Origin of the sequence: Kitasatospora mediocidica KCTC 9733 (assembly GCF_000744225.1) — a bacterium.
GTDB classification, from domain to species: Bacteria; Actinomycetota; Actinomycetes; order Streptomycetales; family Streptomycetaceae; genus Kitasatospora; species Kitasatospora mediocidica.
Genome location: NZ_JQLN01000005.1, coordinates 1,536,762 through 1,555,125, shown reverse-complemented (window position 1 = coordinate 1,555,125; position 18,364 = coordinate 1,536,762). Strand labels below are relative to the sequence as shown.

The 18,364-nt window shown below is 69.9% G+C and carries 13 protein-coding genes, 1 tRNA gene and 1 pseudogene; 6 read left to right on the top strand and 9 right to left on the bottom strand.

Features of this window, described 5'->3' with window-relative positions; translation table 11 throughout:
* The gene (locus BS80_RS20870; protein WP_035799568.1) at positions 1-1,353 is read left to right on the top strand and encodes a cytochrome P450; all 1,353 of its coding nucleotides are present in this window, start codon (positions 1-3) and stop codon (positions 1,351-1,353) included.
* A gap of 216 nt (positions 1,354-1,569) precedes the next feature.
* On the top strand, positions 1,570-2,706 hold the full coding sequence (locus BS80_RS20865; protein ID WP_232246546.1) for a tryptophan dimethylallyltransferase family protein: 1,137 nt from the start codon (positions 1,570-1,572) through the stop codon (positions 2,704-2,706).
* 97 nt (positions 2,707-2,803) lie between these two features.
* Here BS80_RS20865 and BS80_RS20860 read toward each other — a convergent pair whose 3' ends face one another.
* Entirely contained in the window at positions 2,804-4,096 is a 1,293-nt protein-coding gene (locus tag BS80_RS20860; RefSeq protein WP_035799566.1) for a flavin-containing monooxygenase, read from the bottom strand.
* A gap of 117 nt (positions 4,097-4,213) precedes the next feature.
* The gene (locus BS80_RS20855) at positions 4,214-5,068 is read right to left on the bottom strand and encodes a helix-turn-helix transcriptional regulator (protein ID WP_035799563.1); all 855 of its coding nucleotides are present in this window, start codon (positions 5,066-5,068) and stop codon (positions 4,214-4,216) included.
* A 103-nt stretch (positions 5,069-5,171) separates the two neighbouring features.
* Here BS80_RS20855 and BS80_RS20850 point away from each other — a divergent pair, with 103 nt between their 5' ends.
* Entirely contained in the window at positions 5,172-7,265 is a 2,094-nt protein-coding gene (locus BS80_RS20850; RefSeq protein WP_063772022.1) for an MFS transporter, read from the top strand.
* 107 nt (positions 7,266-7,372) lie between these two features.
* Here BS80_RS20850 and BS80_RS20845 read toward each other — a convergent pair whose 3' ends face one another.
* The gene (locus BS80_RS20845; protein ID WP_035799556.1) at positions 7,373-8,296 is read right to left on the bottom strand and encodes a phosphorothioated DNA-binding restriction endonuclease; all 924 of its coding nucleotides are present in this window, start codon (positions 8,294-8,296) and stop codon (positions 7,373-7,375) included.
* A gap of 174 nt (positions 8,297-8,470) precedes the next feature.
* On the opposite strand from BS80_RS20845, the gene BS80_RS20840 reads away from it, so the two are divergent.
* Positions 8,471-9,637 carry a damage-control phosphatase ARMT1 family protein gene (locus BS80_RS20840; protein WP_083974984.1) on the top strand — a complete coding sequence of 389 codons (1,167 nt, stop codon included), beginning with the start codon at positions 8,471-8,473 and terminating at the stop codon, positions 9,635-9,637.
* A 365-nt stretch (positions 9,638-10,002) separates the two neighbouring features.
* Here BS80_RS20840 and BS80_RS39510 read toward each other — a convergent pair whose 3' ends face one another.
* Positions 10,003-10,887, bottom strand: a complete 885-nt coding sequence (locus BS80_RS39510) for a hypothetical protein (RefSeq protein WP_083975324.1) — start codon at positions 10,885-10,887, stop codon at positions 10,003-10,005.
* A gap of 267 nt (positions 10,888-11,154) precedes the next feature.
* Positions 11,155-11,225 (bottom strand) — tRNA-Gly (locus BS80_RS20830).
* Between the two features lie 201 nt (positions 11,226-11,426).
* Here BS80_RS20830 and BS80_RS42930 point away from each other — a divergent pair.
* Both BS80_RS42930 and dcd read left to right on the top strand, forming a co-directional pair.
* Entirely contained in the window at positions 11,427-11,648 is a 222-nt protein-coding gene (locus tag BS80_RS42930; protein ID WP_035799550.1) for a hypothetical protein, read from the top strand.
* A gap of 114 nt (positions 11,649-11,762) precedes the next feature.
* Positions 11,763-12,338 (top strand): dCTP deaminase, encoded by a 576-nt coding sequence (dcd, locus tag BS80_RS20820; RefSeq protein WP_035799548.1) that lies wholly within the window; start codon positions 11,763-11,765, stop codon positions 12,336-12,338.
* 48 nt (positions 12,339-12,386) lie between these two features.
* Here the strand turns inward: dcd and BS80_RS20815 are convergent, their stop codons facing one another.
* The 4 genes and pseudogenes from BS80_RS20815 to BS80_RS20800 all read right to left on the bottom strand — a co-directional run bounded on the left by BS80_RS20815 (position 12,387) and on the right by BS80_RS20800 (position 18,125).
* The gene (locus BS80_RS20815) at positions 12,387-13,280 is read right to left on the bottom strand and encodes an alanyl-tRNA editing protein (RefSeq protein WP_035799545.1); all 894 of its coding nucleotides are present in this window, start codon (positions 13,278-13,280) and stop codon (positions 12,387-12,389) included.
* 89 nt (positions 13,281-13,369) lie between these two features.
* Positions 13,370-14,299, bottom strand: coding sequence for a Yip1 family protein (locus tag BS80_RS20810; protein WP_051966844.1), 930 nt, complete (start codon positions 14,297-14,299; stop codon positions 13,370-13,372).
* Positions 14,300-14,492: 193 nt separating this feature from the next.
* Positions 14,493-15,557 (bottom strand): annotated as a pseudogene (gene manB / locus BS80_RS20805) (mannose-1-phosphate guanylyltransferase); the annotation flags it as partial.
* 345 nt (positions 15,558-15,902) lie between these two features.
* The gene (locus tag BS80_RS20800; RefSeq protein ID WP_035799542.1) at positions 15,903-18,125 is read right to left on the bottom strand and encodes a (Fe-S)-binding protein; all 2,223 of its coding nucleotides are present in this window, start codon (positions 18,123-18,125) and stop codon (positions 15,903-15,905) included.
* Between the last annotated feature and the right edge of the window lie 239 nt (positions 18,126-18,364).

Here is an 18,364-nt window from a genome sequence, read left to right as displayed (position 1 = left end):
ATGGACGCTCGATCCTCCGCCCCGGTGACACCCCCGCCGGGGTGCCCGGCCCACGGCAGCGGCGCCCGGGTGCCGCTGTACGGACCTGAGTTCGCGGCCGACCCGCACGCCTACTACTCCTACCTGCGCAGCTACGGGCCGACCGCGCCCGTCGAGCTCGCTCCCGGGGTGGAGGCCACGCTCGTCACCGACTACTCGGCCGCGCTGAACCTGCTGCAGGACTCCGCCTCCTTCCGCAAGGACGCGCGCCGCTGGCGGGCCTTCAACGAGGGCCACGTCGCCCCGGACAGCCCCGTCGTCCCGCTGCTGGCGTACCGGCCCAACTGCATGTTCAGCGACGGCGCCGAGCATCTGCGGCTGCGCCAGGCGGTCACCGACAGCATGGCCCGGGTCGACCCGCGGCGCTTGGCCCGCAGCACCGAGCAGGTCTCCGACTACCTCATCTCCCAGTTCGGCTACCGCGGTTCGACCGATTTGCTCGGCAACTACGCCCGGCAGCTGCCGCTCTTCGTCTTCAACGAGCTCTTCGGCTGCCCGGCCGACATCGGTGACCGGGTGCTGTTCGGCATCTCCGGGATGTTCGACGGGATCAACGCCGAGAACGCGGCCGCGGTGCTGTTCGGCGCGGTGGGCGAACTCGTCGCGCTCAAGCGGACCAGGCCCGGCGACGACGTCGCCTCGTGGCTGATGCAGCACCAGGCCAAGCTCACGGACGACGAGATGGTCCATCAGCTCGCGCTCCTGCTGGCGGCCGGCACCGAGGCGCTGGGCAACCTCATCGGCAACACCCTGCACCGGCTGCTCACCCACGACGCGTACGCGCACACCGGCGGGCTGATCGACGAGGCCATTGACGACACGCTGTGGGAGAACCCCCCGATGTCGAACCTCGCGCCGCACTACCCGGCGCACGACCTGGAGTTCGCCGGACAGCAGCTGCGGGCGGGCGACCTCCTGCTGGTCAGCTTCGCCGCCGCCAACAACAGCCCGACGCTCGCCGCCGAGCGGCAGGCGGGCAGCAGGGCCCACCTGGCGTGGGGCGCCGGTCCGCACGCCTGCCCGTCCAAGGACCCGGCCCGGCAGATCTCGGTGACCGCCATCGAGAACCTGCTCAACCAGCTCCCCGACGTCCAACTCGCCGTCCCGGAGGAGAGCCTGACCTGGCGGCCCGGCCCCTTCAGCCGGGGCCTGGTCGCGCTGCCCACCCGGTTCACCCCGGTCGAGCCCGCCCGCAGGCCCGCGCAGCAGGCCCGCCCGGAGCCGTCCGTCCGCACCGAGCAGGCCGCCCAGCCGAACCGCCCCTCCGAACGGGCCGGTCGGTGGAGCCAGTTCCTCAACTGGCTGACGAAGTGATCCACTCCTGCTACCTGACCTGTGCATGATGACTCACCATCAGGGGTATTCAGCAGCGCGATAGTTCCCCCGTTGTTGATCAGGACAGGAGGGCGTCATGGAGCACGTTTCCACCGATGCCGACTTCATCCAGCACCCCGCCGCAGGACACCCTCCGATACCCGACCCGCCAGGCGGGCACCGGACGGTGTCCTGCGGTCACGGGCAGGCAGGCCGGTGATCGACCTCCCGCACAGATCCCCTGCCCTCGCCCCTGCCGCCCTCGACACGCTCGGCGGTCACACCACCCGCCAGCTGCTACGGCTGTGCGAGGTCGCGGGCCTCGGCGCCGCCGACGCCGCCGGCTACGCGCAGACCCTGCGCACGGCGCTGGGACCCGTCGCCGAACGGCCGCTGGCCCTGCCGGCCCGCAGCCGCTCCTTCCTCTCCGACGACCACACGCCGGTGGAGTTCTCGCTCTCCTTCGTCCCCGGCACGACCCCGACCCTGCGGGTCCTGCTGGAACCGGGCAGCGGCGTCGGCAGCCTGGCACAGAGCGGCCGCAGCGGACTGCGGGCCGTCCGCGCACTCGCCCGGCGCTGGGACGTCGCCACCGACCGGCTGGACGAGCTGGAGGACCTCTTCTTCCCGCTGTCCCCGCACGGCCCGCTGGCCCTCTGGTGCGCGCTGGAGCTGCGTCCCGGTGGCGTCCCCCGGGTCAAGGTCTACCTGAACCCCGCGGCCTCCGGAGCAGCGCGCGCCGCCGAGACCGTCCGCGAGGCACTGCGCCGGCTCGGCCACCGACAGGCGTTCACGACGCTGCCGGACGCCGACCGCCTCCTGTTCTTCGCCCTGGACCTGGGCGACTGGGACGACCCCCGGGTGAAGGTTTACACCGCGCACCACGACCTGTCGGCCGCGGCGGCGGGGAGCCTGTCCCGGATGAAGGACGGCCCCGCCCCCGCCGAGATCGAGGCGTTCTTCCGCACCGCCGCCGGGATCGACGACGGCGAGGACACCCTGCTGGAGCGCCGGCCCGTCCAGGCCTGCCACGCCTTCACCGAAACGGCGACCGGCCTGCCGGGCGGCTTCACCCTCTACGTCCCGGTGCGCGACTACGTCCGGCACGACGGAGAGGCCCTCGACCGCGCGCTGGTCCTGCTGCGCCGCTACGGCGTCGACTCGGCCCAGCTGCTCGACTCGCTGGCCGCCGCCACCTCGCGGCGGCTGGAGGACGGTGTGGGACTCATCGCTTACCTTGCCCTCGCCCACCAGCAGGGCCGCCCGCCGCGGGTGACCGTCTACATCTCCTCGGAGGCCTACGCGGTGCGGCCACCGGCCCTGCTGTCGGCCCAGGCCGCAGCCGTCCGCTGAAACCCGGGGCAGCAGGTCCGCGACACCTCCCACGCAACTCCCGCGGACCTGCTGCCGACGCGCCCTACGCCCCCGGCAGCCCCTACGCCTCCCGCAGCTACGCCTCCCGCAGCTCGCGCAGGTACGAACCGACGTCGACCTGCACCGAGGTGCCCGCGCTCAGTCCGTAGCGCGTCGCGATGCCGCCCAGATACCCGTCGATCTCCTTGCGCATGACGTCCGCACCCGGCAGCGCGACCTCCCCGTCGACGATCCGCGCCACCCACCGCGCCTGCGCCTCCACCAGGCGCGTGATCGAGCCCACCGGTCGGATCAGCCCCAGGAAGAGCAGGCCGGGCCGATCCGGTGCGACGATACGCCGGTACAGCTCGACCGGCCCCTGCGGACCTGCCGTCGGAGATCCGGCGGGCAGGAACGGGAAGGCCATCCGGAAACCGGTGCAGTACACGATCGCGTCCGCCTCCACCGAGGTCCCGTCGGCGAAGCAGACCCGGTCACCGTCCAGCGCGGCGACCGCGGGCTTGGGGACCACCGCGCCGTGCCGTATCCGGCTGAGGATCTCGTCCGAGATGGTCACCGCCGAGGAGAAGATCGGATGATCGGGCTCCGGCAACCCGTAGTCCGACAACCTGCCACGCGCCACCAACAGCGCCTCCTCGACGAACCGCCGCTGCTCCTCGAAGGGCTTCTCGGTGAACCACGAAGCCTCCGCGATCAGGTCCACCGACATCCCGTACAGCTGCTTCGGCACGATGTGCAGCCCCCGCCGAACCGAGATCACCGTCCGCTCGGCATGCCGCGACAGATCCGCGGCGATGTCCACCCCCGACGCCCCGAGCCCCACCACGACCACCCGCTGCCCGGCGAACTCCGCGCCGTCCAGGTAGTCCATCGAATGCAGAATCCTCCCCCCGAAGGACCCGGCCCCCGGCGGCAGCGGATCGGGCAGCGCCGGCTCCGAATGATGCCCGGAAGCAACGATCACCTGGTCGAACCGCCGTACCGCCTCACCCCCTTGGGCATCCCGGCTGGTCACGCTCCACACCCCGTCAGCCCCCTGCCGAACGGAGACCACCTCGGTGCCCAACTCGATATGGGGCAACAACCCGGCCCACTCGGCGAAGGACCGCAGATAGGCGGCGACATCACTGTGCCGCGGGTACAGCGGCAACTCCGCCGCCATCGGGAAATCCGCATACCCCGTCAACTGCTTGGCACTGTTCAGATGCAAAGCCCGATACGCCGGCCCCGCCTCCCCCGCCCCCGGCATCCGCCAGATCCCCCCGACATCCGCCGCCCGCTCCAGACAGACGAACTCGATCCCCCGCCCCCTGAGCGCATAGCCGGCTGCCAACCCCGACAGACCCGCGCCTATGACGCACACGCTCAAGGCTTCCTCCACCCACCCGACCCGACACAGTCCCGACCCACGACGGATCTTGACTGCCCAGCATATGGTCGCCCCACACACCTGACACCGCGCCATATCGGATCTCTGCCGCCCAGCTCAGCCCGGCGGATGCGGCAGCATGCTCCCGAGGAAGTTGAGCGCCTCGGCGGCCGGGCTGCCGGCAGGGGCGGTGTAGACAACGAGCGTGTGGCGGGCGCGCCCGGGGACGTGGAAACTCTCGTACTGCAGCGCCAGTTCGCCGGCGAGCGGGTGGCGGAAGGCCTTCGGCCCGTGGGTCTTCTCGTGGACGTGGTGGGTGGCCCACATCCTGCGGAAGGTCTCGCTGCCCAGCGAGAGTTCGCCGACGAGCCGGACGAGTGCCGGTTGGTGGGGCTGCCGGCCGGCCGCCATCCGCAGGATTCCCACCGTGTCATGGGCCGCCCGGTCCCAGTCGACGTGGACCTCGCGGCTGGCGGGATCCAGGAAGATCAAGCGGGCCATGTTCCGTTCCTGCGCCGTCAGTCCTGCGAAGTCGCAGATGAGCGCGGCGGCCAGCGGGTTCCAGGCGAGGACGTCGGTATAAGCGTTCATCACCATCGCCGGCGTCGTGGTGAAGGCGTCGACCACGCGGGTCAGTCCCGGTCGCAGGACCTCAGGACGTTCGGCTCGGTGCGGACGGCCCCGCCGGGCCAGGTCGAAGAGGTGCGTGCGCTCAGCTGGGCCCAGCCGCAACGCCCGGCTGAGCGCCTCCAGGACGGCGTCGGAGGGACGGTCCGCCCGGCCCTGCTCAAGCCGCACGTAGTAATCGATACTGACGCCGACGAGTTCGGCAACCTCCTCCCGTCGCAGGCCCGGAACCCTGCGTCGGCCCGTCGCCGGCGAGGGCAGAGCAGCGTCCTGGGGCGTCAGCTGGGACCGCCGGGTCCGCAGGTAGCTGCCCAGGCTGTCATCGATCAATCGGCTCTCGACCATGGAATCCAGTGTGACCCGAACGGGCCCCTGCCAGGGTGGCCCTGTCATTCCCAGGGAACAGGGTTCCGTTCCTGCCCAGGAGTTCAGCCCGAAGTATCGGGGCATGTCCTCCACCAGAGCAGCCCCTTCCTTCTGGCCCACTGTCATCGCGGTCGCCGCAGCCAGCGCGATGCTGCCGTTCTCAGTGACCGGCACCGCGGTGGCGCTGCCGCGGATGGTCGCTGACCTGCACGCCTCCATCGGTGCGGCCCAGTGGGTGCAGAACGGCTTCAACGTGCCCTTCGCAGCGCTGCCGCTGGCAGCCGGAAGCCTCGCCGACCGCTACGGCCGCCGACGGGTCCTCCTGCTCGGCATCACTCTGGTCGGGCTGACCTCCCTGCTGGAGGCACTCGCGCCGTCCATCGGGTGGGTCGACACGGCTCGCGTGATCCAGGGCTGCGGAGCCGCAGCGGTGCTCGCCTCCGGGGCCGCGGTCCTGGCCAACGCCACTACCGGTCGCCGACGGCAACTCGCCTTCGGGCTGCTGGGAGCAGCCTTCGGTGCCGGCCTCGCGGTCGGCCCGCTCACGGCCGGAGCCCTGGTCGAGGCCGGTGGCTGGCGCGCGGTCTTCCTGGCCATCGCGTCCTTGAGCCTGCCCGTCGCCCTGTGCACCCGCCGGGCCCCGGAGTCGCTCAGCCCGAGCTCGGAGAGCTTCGATCTCCTCGGCGCGGCCACCTTCACGGCCGGCCTGGCCTGCCTGTCCTTCGTGTTCGTGCAAGGTGCCACGAGCGGTTGGACGGCACCGTCCACGCTCGGCCTGCTCGCCGCTGCGATCGCCCTGGTCCTCGGCTTCATCCAGGTCGAGAGGCGACGCGGGCAACGCGCGATGTTCGATCTACGGCTGTTCCGGCGGCCGGAGTTCATCGCCGTGATCTGCCAACCCTTCACGGTGACGCTCGGCTTCGTCGTCCTGCTCGTCACCCTGCCGTCGTACCTCCAGGGCGTCGGCGGACACAGCACCCTCGCCAGCGGGCTGCTCCTCCTGCCGCTGACGGTCCCTGTCCTGGTACTGCCACTGATCAGCGGCCGACTGGCCGCCCGCTACTCCCTACGAGCCGTGCTGACCTGCGCCTCCCTCCTCATCGCAGCGGGCGCGCTCGTGCTACCGCTGCTGCAGCCCGCCGCCTCGTGGCTGCAACTGGCCTGCCCTCTCCTGCCGTTCGGCCTGGGCGTCGGCCTGGCCTTCGGAGTCATGGACAACGCCGCGCTCAGCACGGTCCCGCTCCAGAACGCCGGCGCCGCCGCCGGGATCTTCAACACCATGCGCATCACCGGAGAGTCCGTCGCCGTGGCCGGCGCAGCCGCACTCCTCACCACCCTCACCAGCTCCTCCCTCCACGCCCAAGGCCTGGACACCCCCGAAGCCACCCACCTCGCCGGCCAAGCCGTCTACGGCCAACTGGCCGGCGCCCACCGCCAGGAGCTGACCCACAGCCTCACCGCCGCCTTCCACACCCTCGGCACAGCCCTCGCAGCCCTCTCAGCACTCGGCGCCCTCCTCACCTTCCGCGCGCTATCCCCCACCAAGGTCCGACCCACCCAAGCTCGGGTGTCCGAGTGCGTGGCTACCATCCGCGGCATGGGCTACACCACTGAATTCACCGGCCACGTCACCATCACCCCACCGCTCAACCCGGCCGAGATCGCATACCTCCGGAAGTTCGCCGGCACCCGTCGCATGGACCGTGACAACGGCCCCTACTTCGTCGACGGAACCGGCCACGCAGGGCAGGGCCATGACCCCGACATCCGCACTTTCGACAAGCCCCCGGCAGGCCAACCCGGCCTCTGGTGCGGATGGGTACCCACAGCGGACGGCTCAGCAATCGAGTGGAACCGCACCGAGAAGTTCTACGACTCACCCGAGTGGATGACCTACCTGATCGACCACTTCCTGAAGCCAGGCGCCCACACCCAAAGCAACCCCGGTTTCGCGGACTTCACCTTCAACCACCTGCTCAACGGCACGATCGACGCACAGGGCGAGGAGCCCTGGGACACCTGGCAACTCCTGGTACGAGACAACAAGGTCTCCACCTCCGAACCCGAGCCCCCGGCCCCGGACTGGCACTGCGAGAGCTGCCTGCAGCCCGTCGCCGACGAGAACGCCACATGCTGCCCCGGCTCGGAACCGATACCGGTATACCCGCAGCCATAGCGGCGAGGGCGGAGACGGGCGCTGGCACAGCCGTCGTCGGTGCGATGAGCAAATCAACGCTAATGCCAAACTTCACTTCCAGGACACGCACTTCAGCCTTGCGCTAGTCAGCGCAGCGTTTCTGCAGGCATGCGGGGCGCACCATGAAAAACCTGCCTGGTGTGCCACTCGCGGTGCCGTTCGGCAACGGATGGAATGCCGGACTGCGGACCTATCACCGGCCGCCCAGCCAGTGCGAGAACGTGCCGCCGGCTCGCCTCGCTGCGGCCGACAAAGCGCTGCGAGACCAGAATGCGGTGCCCCTCTCCCAGACCGAGGATGCCCTTGTCGAAGAGCTTGTGGTGCAACGAGCACAGGCACAGGCCGTTGTCGACTTCGTCCGGCCCGTCGTAGGACCACCACCGCACGTGAGCGGCCTCCAGACCAACGCTGCTCGCACCGAGCATCCCGTCGTAGCCGCAGAAAGCGCACTGGAACTCGTACGCCGTCAGGACGACTTCGCGCATCCGGCGATCTCGCTGGCGCCGCACAGCAGTCTCGGATTCGCCCAGCAGGCCAGCCACGGGCGCGGTCTCGGCCAGCTCCAGATCGAGACCGACGGCCTCGCAGAGATCAGCGTGCAGCGACGGTGGGAAATTGACGTCCAGCAGTACTCTGGCAAGCCGCCCCAGCAGCGAAGGCTCCCTGATGAGCGCTGTCCGCAATTCCGGAACGAGCCTGCCCGTGGCGCCACTGGACCGGAGAATCCGGATCCCCGTCCCCGGGCTTCCTTGCCCATGGTCGGTCCTGACCTCCCACACTCCGTCATTGACCAGATAGTGAAAGGGGTATGCGGGCGTCGTCGGATTCGGTGGCCCGTACTCGACCAGCAGCCGCTTCAGCTCCTCCTCGACCACGCTGTATCGCAGTTCGCTGTCGGCGTCCTGCTGGAAGCTGCCGAGCGCGTACAGCAGCAACAGCGGCTTGTGCGGTGCGCGGACCTCGTTATTCGTCCACTGCCGCAGCTTCGCCACCCGATCGACCCAGCCCATGGGCGCCAGATTAGCTCGCGGCACTGACGCCGCCTCTCCCGTGGTCTACGGCATCTGTCGCCGGCAGGGGTGATTATTGGTCAAGTCACATGGCGGCCAAACCGTTGACCAAGCCGACGCCGGACCGCTAGCGGAGCCCGGCGACGGCCGACGAGGAGAAGGACAAGCCTGAACATGCGCACCGCACCCGTGATCTTGAGTGGTGTCCCCGGTTCCTTCGCCTGGCGCGTCTTCTACGAGCGCCACCCGAAGCTTATCCAGCAGGTGCTCGACGCTCTGCCGTACGGGCCGACCGAGCGGGCAGCGATCGAGGATCTCCTCTCCGAGAGCACCAGCGGCGTGCTGGAACCGCTGAGCGAGAACGCCCACGATCACGAACAGTGGTTGGAGTGGGGCGAGGGCCTGTTCGAGCGGCCGTGGGGCGAGGCGCCGTTCCTGTGGGCCGAGAGCTACTTCTACCGCAGGCTGCTCGAGGCCACCGGCTACTTCCGGCCCGGGACTTGGCAGGGCATCGACCCGTTCGCGCCGTTCAAGAACGCCGAACTGGCCGGCCCGGCCGTCGACGCTGAGCTGGCGGCTCTCAGCGACCTGCCCTCCCTTTCTAGCGAGAAGCGCACTGAGGTGCTGCTGTCGTCAGCGCTCTGGGGCAACCGGGCGGACCTCAGCTTCCAAATCACCGCCTCGGCCGGGGACGCCCAGCCCTCCGCACTGATTGCGGACGACAGCCCGCTCCTGTGGTCCACTCTGGCTGCTGCAAGCAGCCCGAAGGTCTGCGTCATCGCGGACAACGCCGGGCGGGAGCTGCTGCCCGACCTCGTCCTGGTCGACCACCTCCTCACTAGCGAGTTGGCCGCCGAGGTCGTCCTGTACGTCAAGCCCTCCCCCTACTACGTGTCGGACGCGACCACCGCCGACGTCCTCTCCACCATCGAACGCCTTCGCACCGCACGCGCGCAGGAGGCGGCCCTGATCGGCCGTCGGCTCTGGCAGGCGATGAACCGCAGCACGCTCGTGGTCCGCACGCACCAGTTCTTCTGCGCGCCACTGCCATTCCACGACATGCCCGCCGACCTCAGGGCCGAGTTCTCCGGCGCCACGATCACGATCCTCAAGGGCGACCTCAACTACCGCCGCCTCGTCGGGGACCAGCTCTGGGACGCCACAACCCCGTTCGCCGAGAGGGTCGGCCACTTCCCGTCCTCAGTAGCGGCACTGCGTACGTTGAAGTCGGACGTCATCGTCGGCCTCACCGGACCGATGGTCGCCGGACTGGACGCCACGGGGGAGCCATGGCGCACCAGCGGCAAGTACGGCCTCATCCAGGCCCACGCGCAGCCGTAGGGACGAAGATCTGGTGGCGGAGGTTGAGCAGGAGCGAGTCGCGTCGGGCGTCGCGCTGGGAGCAGACGATCGTGATGCCGCGGGAGTTGAGTTCGTCGGGGCGCGCGACGACGCGGATGACGACGGGCCATGGTGGAGTCACGGTTGGCTGTGGGTACGCTCACCCAGCGGCTCGGCGACGTGGTCGCGGATGAGCGTGTCAGCGGCCGTTGGGATTCCCCACTCGCGACCATGTGACCGGGAGCCATCTAGCCGCCCTTGACAGTTACCATGAGTAACAATTCGTTGAGGCTATCCGATGCGAACAACCTCTGCACCGCCGGCCTCGGCCCAAGCTCTTTCGGGACGCCGGAGATACGCCATTCCTACAGGTCGGGGCCCTGACTAAGATCCATCGGCGGCCAGGGTCCGGCAAGGAGGTCACGGGCGTCGTCGATGATCCGTTGTTTGAAGGCGTCGCGGGGCGTGTCCCAGTCGTCCTTCCAGTCGTCGTACTCGCTGGTCCAGGCGACGAACGGCCGGAGGGTTTCGGGGCGGTCGAGCTGGTCCCATGCCTCGTACGAGATCAGGTTGCCGCCCTCAATGGCGTTCATGCTGCCGTTGTCGATGAGCTGCAGCCACCAGCGCACCAGTGCCCAACGGGCCTCCGCGTCGGTGGCGGGGACCCGCGCCGCGAGGCCGAGTTCCTCGACGACCTGCGCGAGAAGCTCGTGGGCCCGCGACTCCTCGCTTCGGGGCAGGCCGGCGAGGTCGCGGAGGGCGGGGCTGTCGATGTCGAGGACGAGCGCGACCAGGGCGGCCTGGATCAGCGTGTCCGCTCCCACGTGGCGGCCGATCCGCCGTTCGATCGCGAGCATGAGCAGGTGGTCGACGGCTTCCTCGGCGGTGACCGCATAGGGGTCGTGAGGAGTGCTCGCAACGATCTCCCGCAGCTCCTCACCGCCGAGGAAGTACGACCAGAAGGGCACGCTCGCGCGAGCGCGACTCAGATCCTGGTCGGCGACAGCGACATCGAACAGCACGCCGTCCCTCGGCCAGTCCAGGCGCCCGCGCAGCTCGCCCGCGTCACCGTTGCGCCAGTCCGGCCAGCCTCGGCCCAGTGGCAGCCCGGCTTGCAGGAAGAGCCGGTGATCCACCGCGAATCGGAACCCGAAGCGCTCCTCAGTGGCCTCGACCTCGGCGTCACTGAGAGCGGGACCGATGGTTGCCGGGAGTGCCGCAAGCAGGGCGAGCGCCCGGTCGCGAGTCATGGGTTCGAGCTGTTCAGAGGCCACGGGGCAGAAGCCTAGCCAGGAGCTTCCTCAGTCGAACTCCTATGAGATACCACCGAACTAGAGATACGCCACACGCTGCCGCCCGACTTGAGAAATGCCGGCCCGTCTCGACGCCGAAGATCCTCCAGCCGTGCGAATCCGACTGACCACCAGTCCCTTCTGGCACGAATCTGGCACGGCAAACCCTGAATTGGTCCAGACAACAAGCAAGCCCCAGGTCGTTGACCTGGGGCTTTACCTCTGAGCGGGCGACGAGAATCGAACTCGCGCTATAAGCTTGGGAAGCTCATGTTCTACCATTAAACTACGCCCGCCTGACGAGCCGCCATGAGCTGCTCGATCATGCATCATGCTACCCCATCCAACGAGCGAGGCCGGCACCGTTGCGGCGAGGCACGGGTGTTGCGGCGAGGCGGCGTGGGGGATGTCCGGAAGATCCCCTAATGTGACGCTGTCCTGCGGTGGAGGCGGCCAGTCGGGGGTCGGCGTCGCGGGGGAAGTGGAGTTGGGGATCGATGGAGCAGCGGACTGTGGTTCGTTGTGCCGAGGGGCACCTGTTCAGTACCGGTACGTTGCCGCTGCAGAGCCTCGGGGCGGGGAGACTCGGACCCGGGCGGTTGATCAGGTGTCCGAAGTGCGGGCGGCTGCGGAGTTCCGTGCCGGCGGATGTGAGTGCGCTGTCGGCGCCGGAGCTGGCCCGGGCACTGCGGCTGGATGCGGAGCGACTGCTCGCCTGAGCGCGTGGTGTGAGTGGCGTGTGGAGCCGTCGGCGCCCTCGGGGAGGGCGCCGACGCGCGTCGTGGGATGGGCAGGATTGGGAGGACGCGTCCACCAGCACGTAACCTCGAAGCGTGCTGCTCTCTGACAAGGACATCCGAACCGAGATCGACAAGGGTCGGGTTTCCATCGACCCCTTTGACCCCTCCATGGTCCAGCCCTCCAGCATTGACGTGCGGCTGGACCGCTTCTTCCGGGTGTTCGAGAACCACCGGTACCCGCACATCGACCCCTCCGAGGAGCAGCCCGACCTCACTCGGCTGGTCGAGCCCGAGGGCGACGAGGCGTTCATCCTGCACCCGGGTGAGTTCGTGCTGGCCTCGACGTTCGAGGTGATCAGCCTCCCCGACGACGTCGCCTCCCGTCTGGAGGGCAAGTCCAGCCTCGGCCGACTCGGGCTGCTGACGCACTCGACGGCGGGGTTCATCGACCCCGGCTTCAGCGGGCACGTCACGCTGGAGCTGTCGAACGTCGCGACGCTGCCGATCAAGCTCTACCCGGGGATGAAGATCGGGCAGCTCTGCCTGTTCCGGCTCTCCTCGCCCTCCGAGCACCCGTACGGCTCCGAGCGCTACGGCTCGCGCTACCAGGGGCAGCGCGGGCCGACGGCGTCGCGTTCGTACCTGAACTTCCACCGCTCCGACGTCTGAGGACGCGCGGCGTAGGAGAACCCAGAGAGCCCAGAGGCGTCAGGCGCGTCAGACCCGCTTGGGGCGGGTCACCGCGGTGAGCTCGCTGCCGTCCTCCGACAGGGTCAACTCCGTGCGCAGGTCGGCGAGTTGGCCGAGGCGGTGCAGGTGGGTCCCGCCGCAGGCGATCTCGGCGGGGCCGGCCGGGAGTTCGCAGTGCCAGCGGCGGCGGGCGGTCAGCTCTGGGCCGGGGACCTCGATCCGTACGGGCGCGTCGGCCGCGACCCAGGCGGCGAGCCGCGTGTTGACGTCCGTGGTGATCGCGGGGAGTGCATCGGCCAGGGACGGCAGGTCCTCGGTGGCGTCCGTCCCGAAGCCCTTCTTGCGCAGCGACTTGCCGAGCCGGTAGACGTCCGTGCTGGCCTCGGTGTCCATCACCGACGAGGCCATCGCGAGGCTGTCGAAGTCGGGGTTGCCGAAGGCGTCGGCGCGGCCCGGGTCCTTGCGCCAGCGCGGCGCGAGCGCGGCGTTCAGGGCCAGCGCCAGCAGGTGGCAGCCGGTGTGCGCGGCGCAGAGCGCGGAGCGCCGCTCGACGTCCACGGCGAGCGTGACGGGCAGGCCGACGGCGGGCTCGGCGGGCGCCTCGGCCAGCACGTGCAGGACCAGCCACGACCACGCCTCGTCACCGCGGCGCACCGGGATGTCGGCGCCGACGAGCAGCTCGGGACCGTCCGGGCCCACCGCCGCGGTCAGGCAGTCCACCACGGCCAGTTCGGTGCCGGCCAGGGTCAGCGTGCCGGTGTCGGCGGGCTGGTCGGGCCAGGTGTGGTCGAGCGGGTGGAAGGGGGTGGCGGCGGTGACGACGCCGTACCGGCCGTCGGCGAGCGGGTGGACGGCGAGGACGGTCGACTCGCCGGTCACCGCCCCGGCGGGGAAGCTGACCAGGGTGGTGGGGAGGGTCATTCGGTGGCTCCGTGCACGAGGGGACAAAGGGGGAGGGAAGAGGAGAACCAGGGGGAGGAACAAAGGACGGACCGGCGACGAGCAGCCCGTCAGCCGAGGACCGGCAGCTTGACCATCACCAGCAGCGCGAGCAGCTGCAGCGAAGCCGCGCCGAGCGCCTTGCCCCACGGCAGGTCGTGGATCCGACGCACCATGCTGGTCAGCAGGAAGCCGCAGAACAGCCAGCTCAGCAGCCCCACGCCCTGCACCACCGGATTGTCCGACGGCAGCACCAGCGCCAGCAGCAGGCGCGGCGCGTCGGTGGTCCAGCCGATCAGCACCGCCAGCCCGATCGTCGACTGCCAGGGGCCGTCGCCGCCGAGCTGCCTGGCCAGCGCGTACGTCACGGCGCCGAGCATCAGCGCGGCCAGCGTGAAGCCGACCGCCGCCCCGGCAAGCGACCAGGCGGCCACCGAGAAGGACGAGTTGACCACTTCGTCGTGGGTGTCGCCGAAACCGAGGACGGCCAGCAGGCCGTAGCAGAGCGAGATCGTGACGGCCGGCAGCCAGACCTGGTGGTCTCGCATCTGGTCGAAGGTCCTGGACGGCGACCGGAAGATGCCGGCCAGCAGCGCCCGCCACTCCAGCCGCGGGCCGCCGCTGCGCGGGGAGGTGCGGCCGCCGGCCCGGTAGGTGGCGACGTTGTCGTGGCCGTAGCCGGGCGGGTAGTCGATCTGCGGCTCGGTCGCGGGATACCCCGACGGCCCGTGCCCCGGGTCCGGGTAGGTCGGCGGCCCATAACTCGACTCCGGCCCATAACCCGACTCCGGCCCGTACCCCGACTCCGGCCCGTACCCCAGCGGCTGCGCCGGCTGCCCGTACGGCCCGTGTCCCGGGTCGCCGGCCGGGAACGGCCGGGTGTGGCCGGGGCTGTCGCCGCCGTACGCGCCATCGCCGCGGTACGGGTCGTACGGCGGCCGAGCGCCGAGGTACTCCGGCTCGCCGCCGCCCCACCCGTTGTCATATCCGTTGCCAGCCACCCTCCGAAGGTACCCGGAAAGGCGATGCGGAGCCCGGTCGATCAAGGAATGCGCGGACTTTGCAGCACGCCTGTGACGCACCGACCCCACCCACGGACCACACCGCGCCGAACGCCTACTGCTGGAGCACCGATCCGTGCACCGCCGCCGCCGTGGACTGCCCGGCCGGGCAGCCGCCGGGACCCGCCGTGGTGCGCACCGCGCCGACCGGCAGCAGGACGCCGCAGGCGATCCGGATCCCGTTCGGCAGCTCGTTGTCGGCCTCCACGGTCGCCCCGTCGCCGATCACGGCGCCGTCCAGCGAGGTGCGGGCGCCGATGGTGGCGTAGGCGCCGACGATGGAGTCCTTCACGAAGGCGTCAGCCCCGATCGTCGCGCCCGGCAGCACCACGCTGCCCTCGACGATCGCGCCGGCCCTGACCACCGCGCCGGCCGCGACCACCGTGCCGCAGCTGAGCACCGCGCCCCGGTCCACGGTGGCGCCGTCGAGCAGCAGCGCGTCGCCGGTCGGGCCGGGCACGGCCGGGGAGTCCACCTTGCCGAGCACCAGGTCGGCCGAGCCGCGCACGAACGCGGCCGGCGTGCCGAGGTCCAGCCAGTACGAGGTGTCGACCACGCCGCGCACCAGCGCGCCGGTCTGCAGCAGCTCGGGGAAGGTCTCCCGCTCCACCGACACCGGGCGGCCGGCCGGGATGCGGTCGATCACCGAACGGGTGAAGACGTAGCAGCCCGCGTTGATCTGGTCGGTGACGATCTGCTCGGGGGTCTCCGGCTTCTCCAGGAACTCCAGCACCCGGCCGTCCTCGTCGGTCGGGACCAGGCCGAAGGCGCGCGGGTCCTCGACGCGGGTGAGGTGCAGCGTGACGTCGGCGCCGGCCGCGACGTGGCCGTCCCGCAGGCCGGCGATGTCCAGGCCGGAGAGGATGTCGCCGTTGAAGATCAGCACCGGCTCGTCGGGGCCGCAGGTCAGCCCGGCGGCGGCGTTGCGGATCGCGCCACCGGTGCCGAGCGGCTCGACCTCGGTGAGGTAGACCAGTTCGATCCCGTACGGGGAGCCGTCGGCGAAGTGCTCCTCGAAGACCTCGGCCAGGTAGGAGGTGGCCAGCACCACGCGGGTCACCCCGGCGGCGGCGGCACGGGCGAGCTGGTGCGCGATGAACGGCACGCCGGCGACCGGCAGCATCGGCTTCGGGGTGTGGGTGGTGAGCGGGCGCAGCCGTGTGCCCTGGCCACCGACCAGCATGATCGCTTCGGTCATGGTGTGCTTTCTCCCCTTGCGTTCCGGTCAGCGGCCCGGCCTGTGGAGTGGTGCCAGGTCCGTCGCTTCGGTGCTTGATCCTGCCGCCACAGCTGGTGGCCACGGGTCCTGTGCACAGGCGGGCCCGCGGTCACGCGGTTCGTGACGTATCGGTGCAAGCAGCCTGCCCCGGGCGATAACACCCGGGGCAGGCATCATATGTGAGCGCCAAAGGCGCAAGCACATTCCCGGATGCGCGGAGCCCCAGCGCCCACCGGCTGGTCACCGGCCGGACGCTGGGGCTCGTGGACCCGCCGGGACCCCGACGGTCCCGACGGTCCCGACGGTCCCTGACGGGTCCCGCGACTAGACCCCGACGGTCTCCGCGGGCTCGGCGGGCGCCTCGGGAAGCGCCTTCACCGAGTCGAGCAGCAGCTGCGCGACGTCGACGACCTTGAGGTGTTCCTTCGCCGCGCCCTCGTTCTTCTTGCCGTTGACCGAGTCGGAGAGCATGACCAGGCAGAACGGGCAGGCGGTGGAGACGATGTCGGGGTTGAGCGACAACGCCTCGTCGACCCGCTCGGTGTTGATGCGCTTGCCGATCCGCTCCTCCATCCACATCCGCGCGCCGCCGGCGCCGCAGCAGAAGCCGCGCTCCTTGTGGCGGTGCATCTCCTGCTGGCGCAGGCCCGGGACCTTGTCCATGATCTCGCGCGGCGGGCTGTAGACCTTGTTGTGGCGGCCCAGGTAGCACGGGTCGTGGTAGGTGATGAGGCCTTCCACCGGGTTGACGGGGACCAGCCGGCCCTCGTCGATCAGGTGCTGCAGCAGCTGGGTGTGGTGGATCACCTCGAAGTGACCGCCGAGCTGCGGGTACTCGTTGGCGATGGTGTTGAAGCAGTGCGGGCAGGTGGCGACGATCCGCTTGAGCGGGGCGTCCTCCAGGGCCGCGTTCAGCGACTCGACGTTCTGCGCGCCGAGCATCTGGAAGAGGAACTCGTTGCCCAGGCGACGGGCGGAGTCACCCGTGCAGGACTCCTCCTTGCCGAGGATCGCGAACTTGACGCCCGCGGTGTGCAGCAGCTCGGCGAAGGCCTTGGTGGTCTTCTTCGCGCGGTCCTCCAGCGCACCGGCGCAGCCGACCCAGTAGAGGTACTCGACCTCGGCGGGCTCGATGTCCTCGCCGATCACCGGGACCTCGATCCCGGTCTCCTTCTTCAGCTCCTTGACCCAGTCGAGCCGGGCCTTGGTGGCCATGCCCCACGGATTGCCCTTGTTCTCCAGGTTCTTGAGCATGGTGCCGGCCTCGGTGGGGAACGAGGACTCGATCATCACCTGGTAGCGGCGCATGTCGACGATGTGGTCGATGTGCTCGATGTCGACCGGGCACTGCTCGACGCAGGCGCCGCAGCTGGTGCAGGACCACAGGACGTCCGGGTCGATGACGCCGTTCTCCTCGGCGGTGCCCACCAGCGGGCGCTCGGCCTCGGCCAGCGCGGCGGCGGGGACGTTCGCCAGCTGCTCGGCGGTCGCCAGCTCGTTGCCCTCGGCGTCCTTGCCGCCACCCGCCAGCAGGTAGGGGGCCTTGGCGAAGGCGTGCTCGCGCAGGCTCATGATGAGCAGCTTCGGGGAGAGCGGCTTGCCGGTGTTCCAGGCCGGGCACTGCGACTGGCAACGCCCGCACTCGGTGCAGGTGGAGAAGTCGAGGATGCCCTTCCAGGAGAAGTGCTCGACCTGCGAGACGCCGAACACCGCGTCCTCGGACGGGTCCTCGAAGTCGATCGGCGCGCCGCCACTGGTCATCGGCCGCAGCGCACCCAGCGCGACGGAGCCGTCCGACTCGCGCTTGAAGAAGATGTTGAAGAACCCGAGGAAGCGGTGCCAGGCCACGCCCATCGACGGGTTGATCCCGATCGTGGTCGCCCAGGCGAAGGAGATCGTGATCTTCAGCATCGCGAAGATGTAGATCAGGTTGACCAGCGTGCCGTGCGACAGGCCGTTGAAGGCCAGCACCAGCGGGTACGAGAACACGTACCGCGCCTCGTACGACCCGACGCCGGCCATCGCGCCCTCCAGGCCGCGCAGGACCAGGATGCAGATGCCGATGCCGATGATCGTGTACTCGACGTAGAAGGCCTGCCAGGCGATCGAGCCGGCGAAGCGCGACTTGCGGCCGGAGCGCGAGGGCAGGCTCATCAGCCGGATCACGATCAGGACCAGGATGCCCAGCGTGGTGAAGGTGCCGACGAACTCGGTGAACAGCTCGTACGGCAGCCAGCCGCCCAGCACCGGCAGCACGAACTCGGCGTTGAAGAGCTGCCCGTACGCGGTGACCAGGGTGAGCAGCAGGGTGTAGAAGCCGATCGCGACGAACCAGTGCGCGACGCCGACGACGCCCCACTGGTTCATCCGGGTGTGGCCGAGGAACTCGGTCGCCACCGTCTTGACCCGCTGCACCGGCTTGTCGGTGCGGCTGGCGTCCGGCTGCCCGGTCTTCACCACTTGGTAGATGTACATGCCCGCACGGGTGGCGAGCGCGATGCCGATCACTGTGGTGACCAGCGAGATGACGATCGCTGCTAGCTGCATCGGCTCTCCGTCTCCTGCGGGACTTCCGGGGGTGTGCGGGGGCATGAAGCCCCCCACCCGTCAGTCTACTCATCGGTAACTTAATCAAGGAACCGGGGCGGACACTACCGCGCGTTAACGCCCGTTCAGAAGACGCTGAGGCTATGGCGGCAGTCACGTACGGCCACCCTCACCCGTCCGGCCCCGCCGACACCCCCGCGACACCCCCACCACCTGCCCGTCGAGGCGGAGCGAGATAA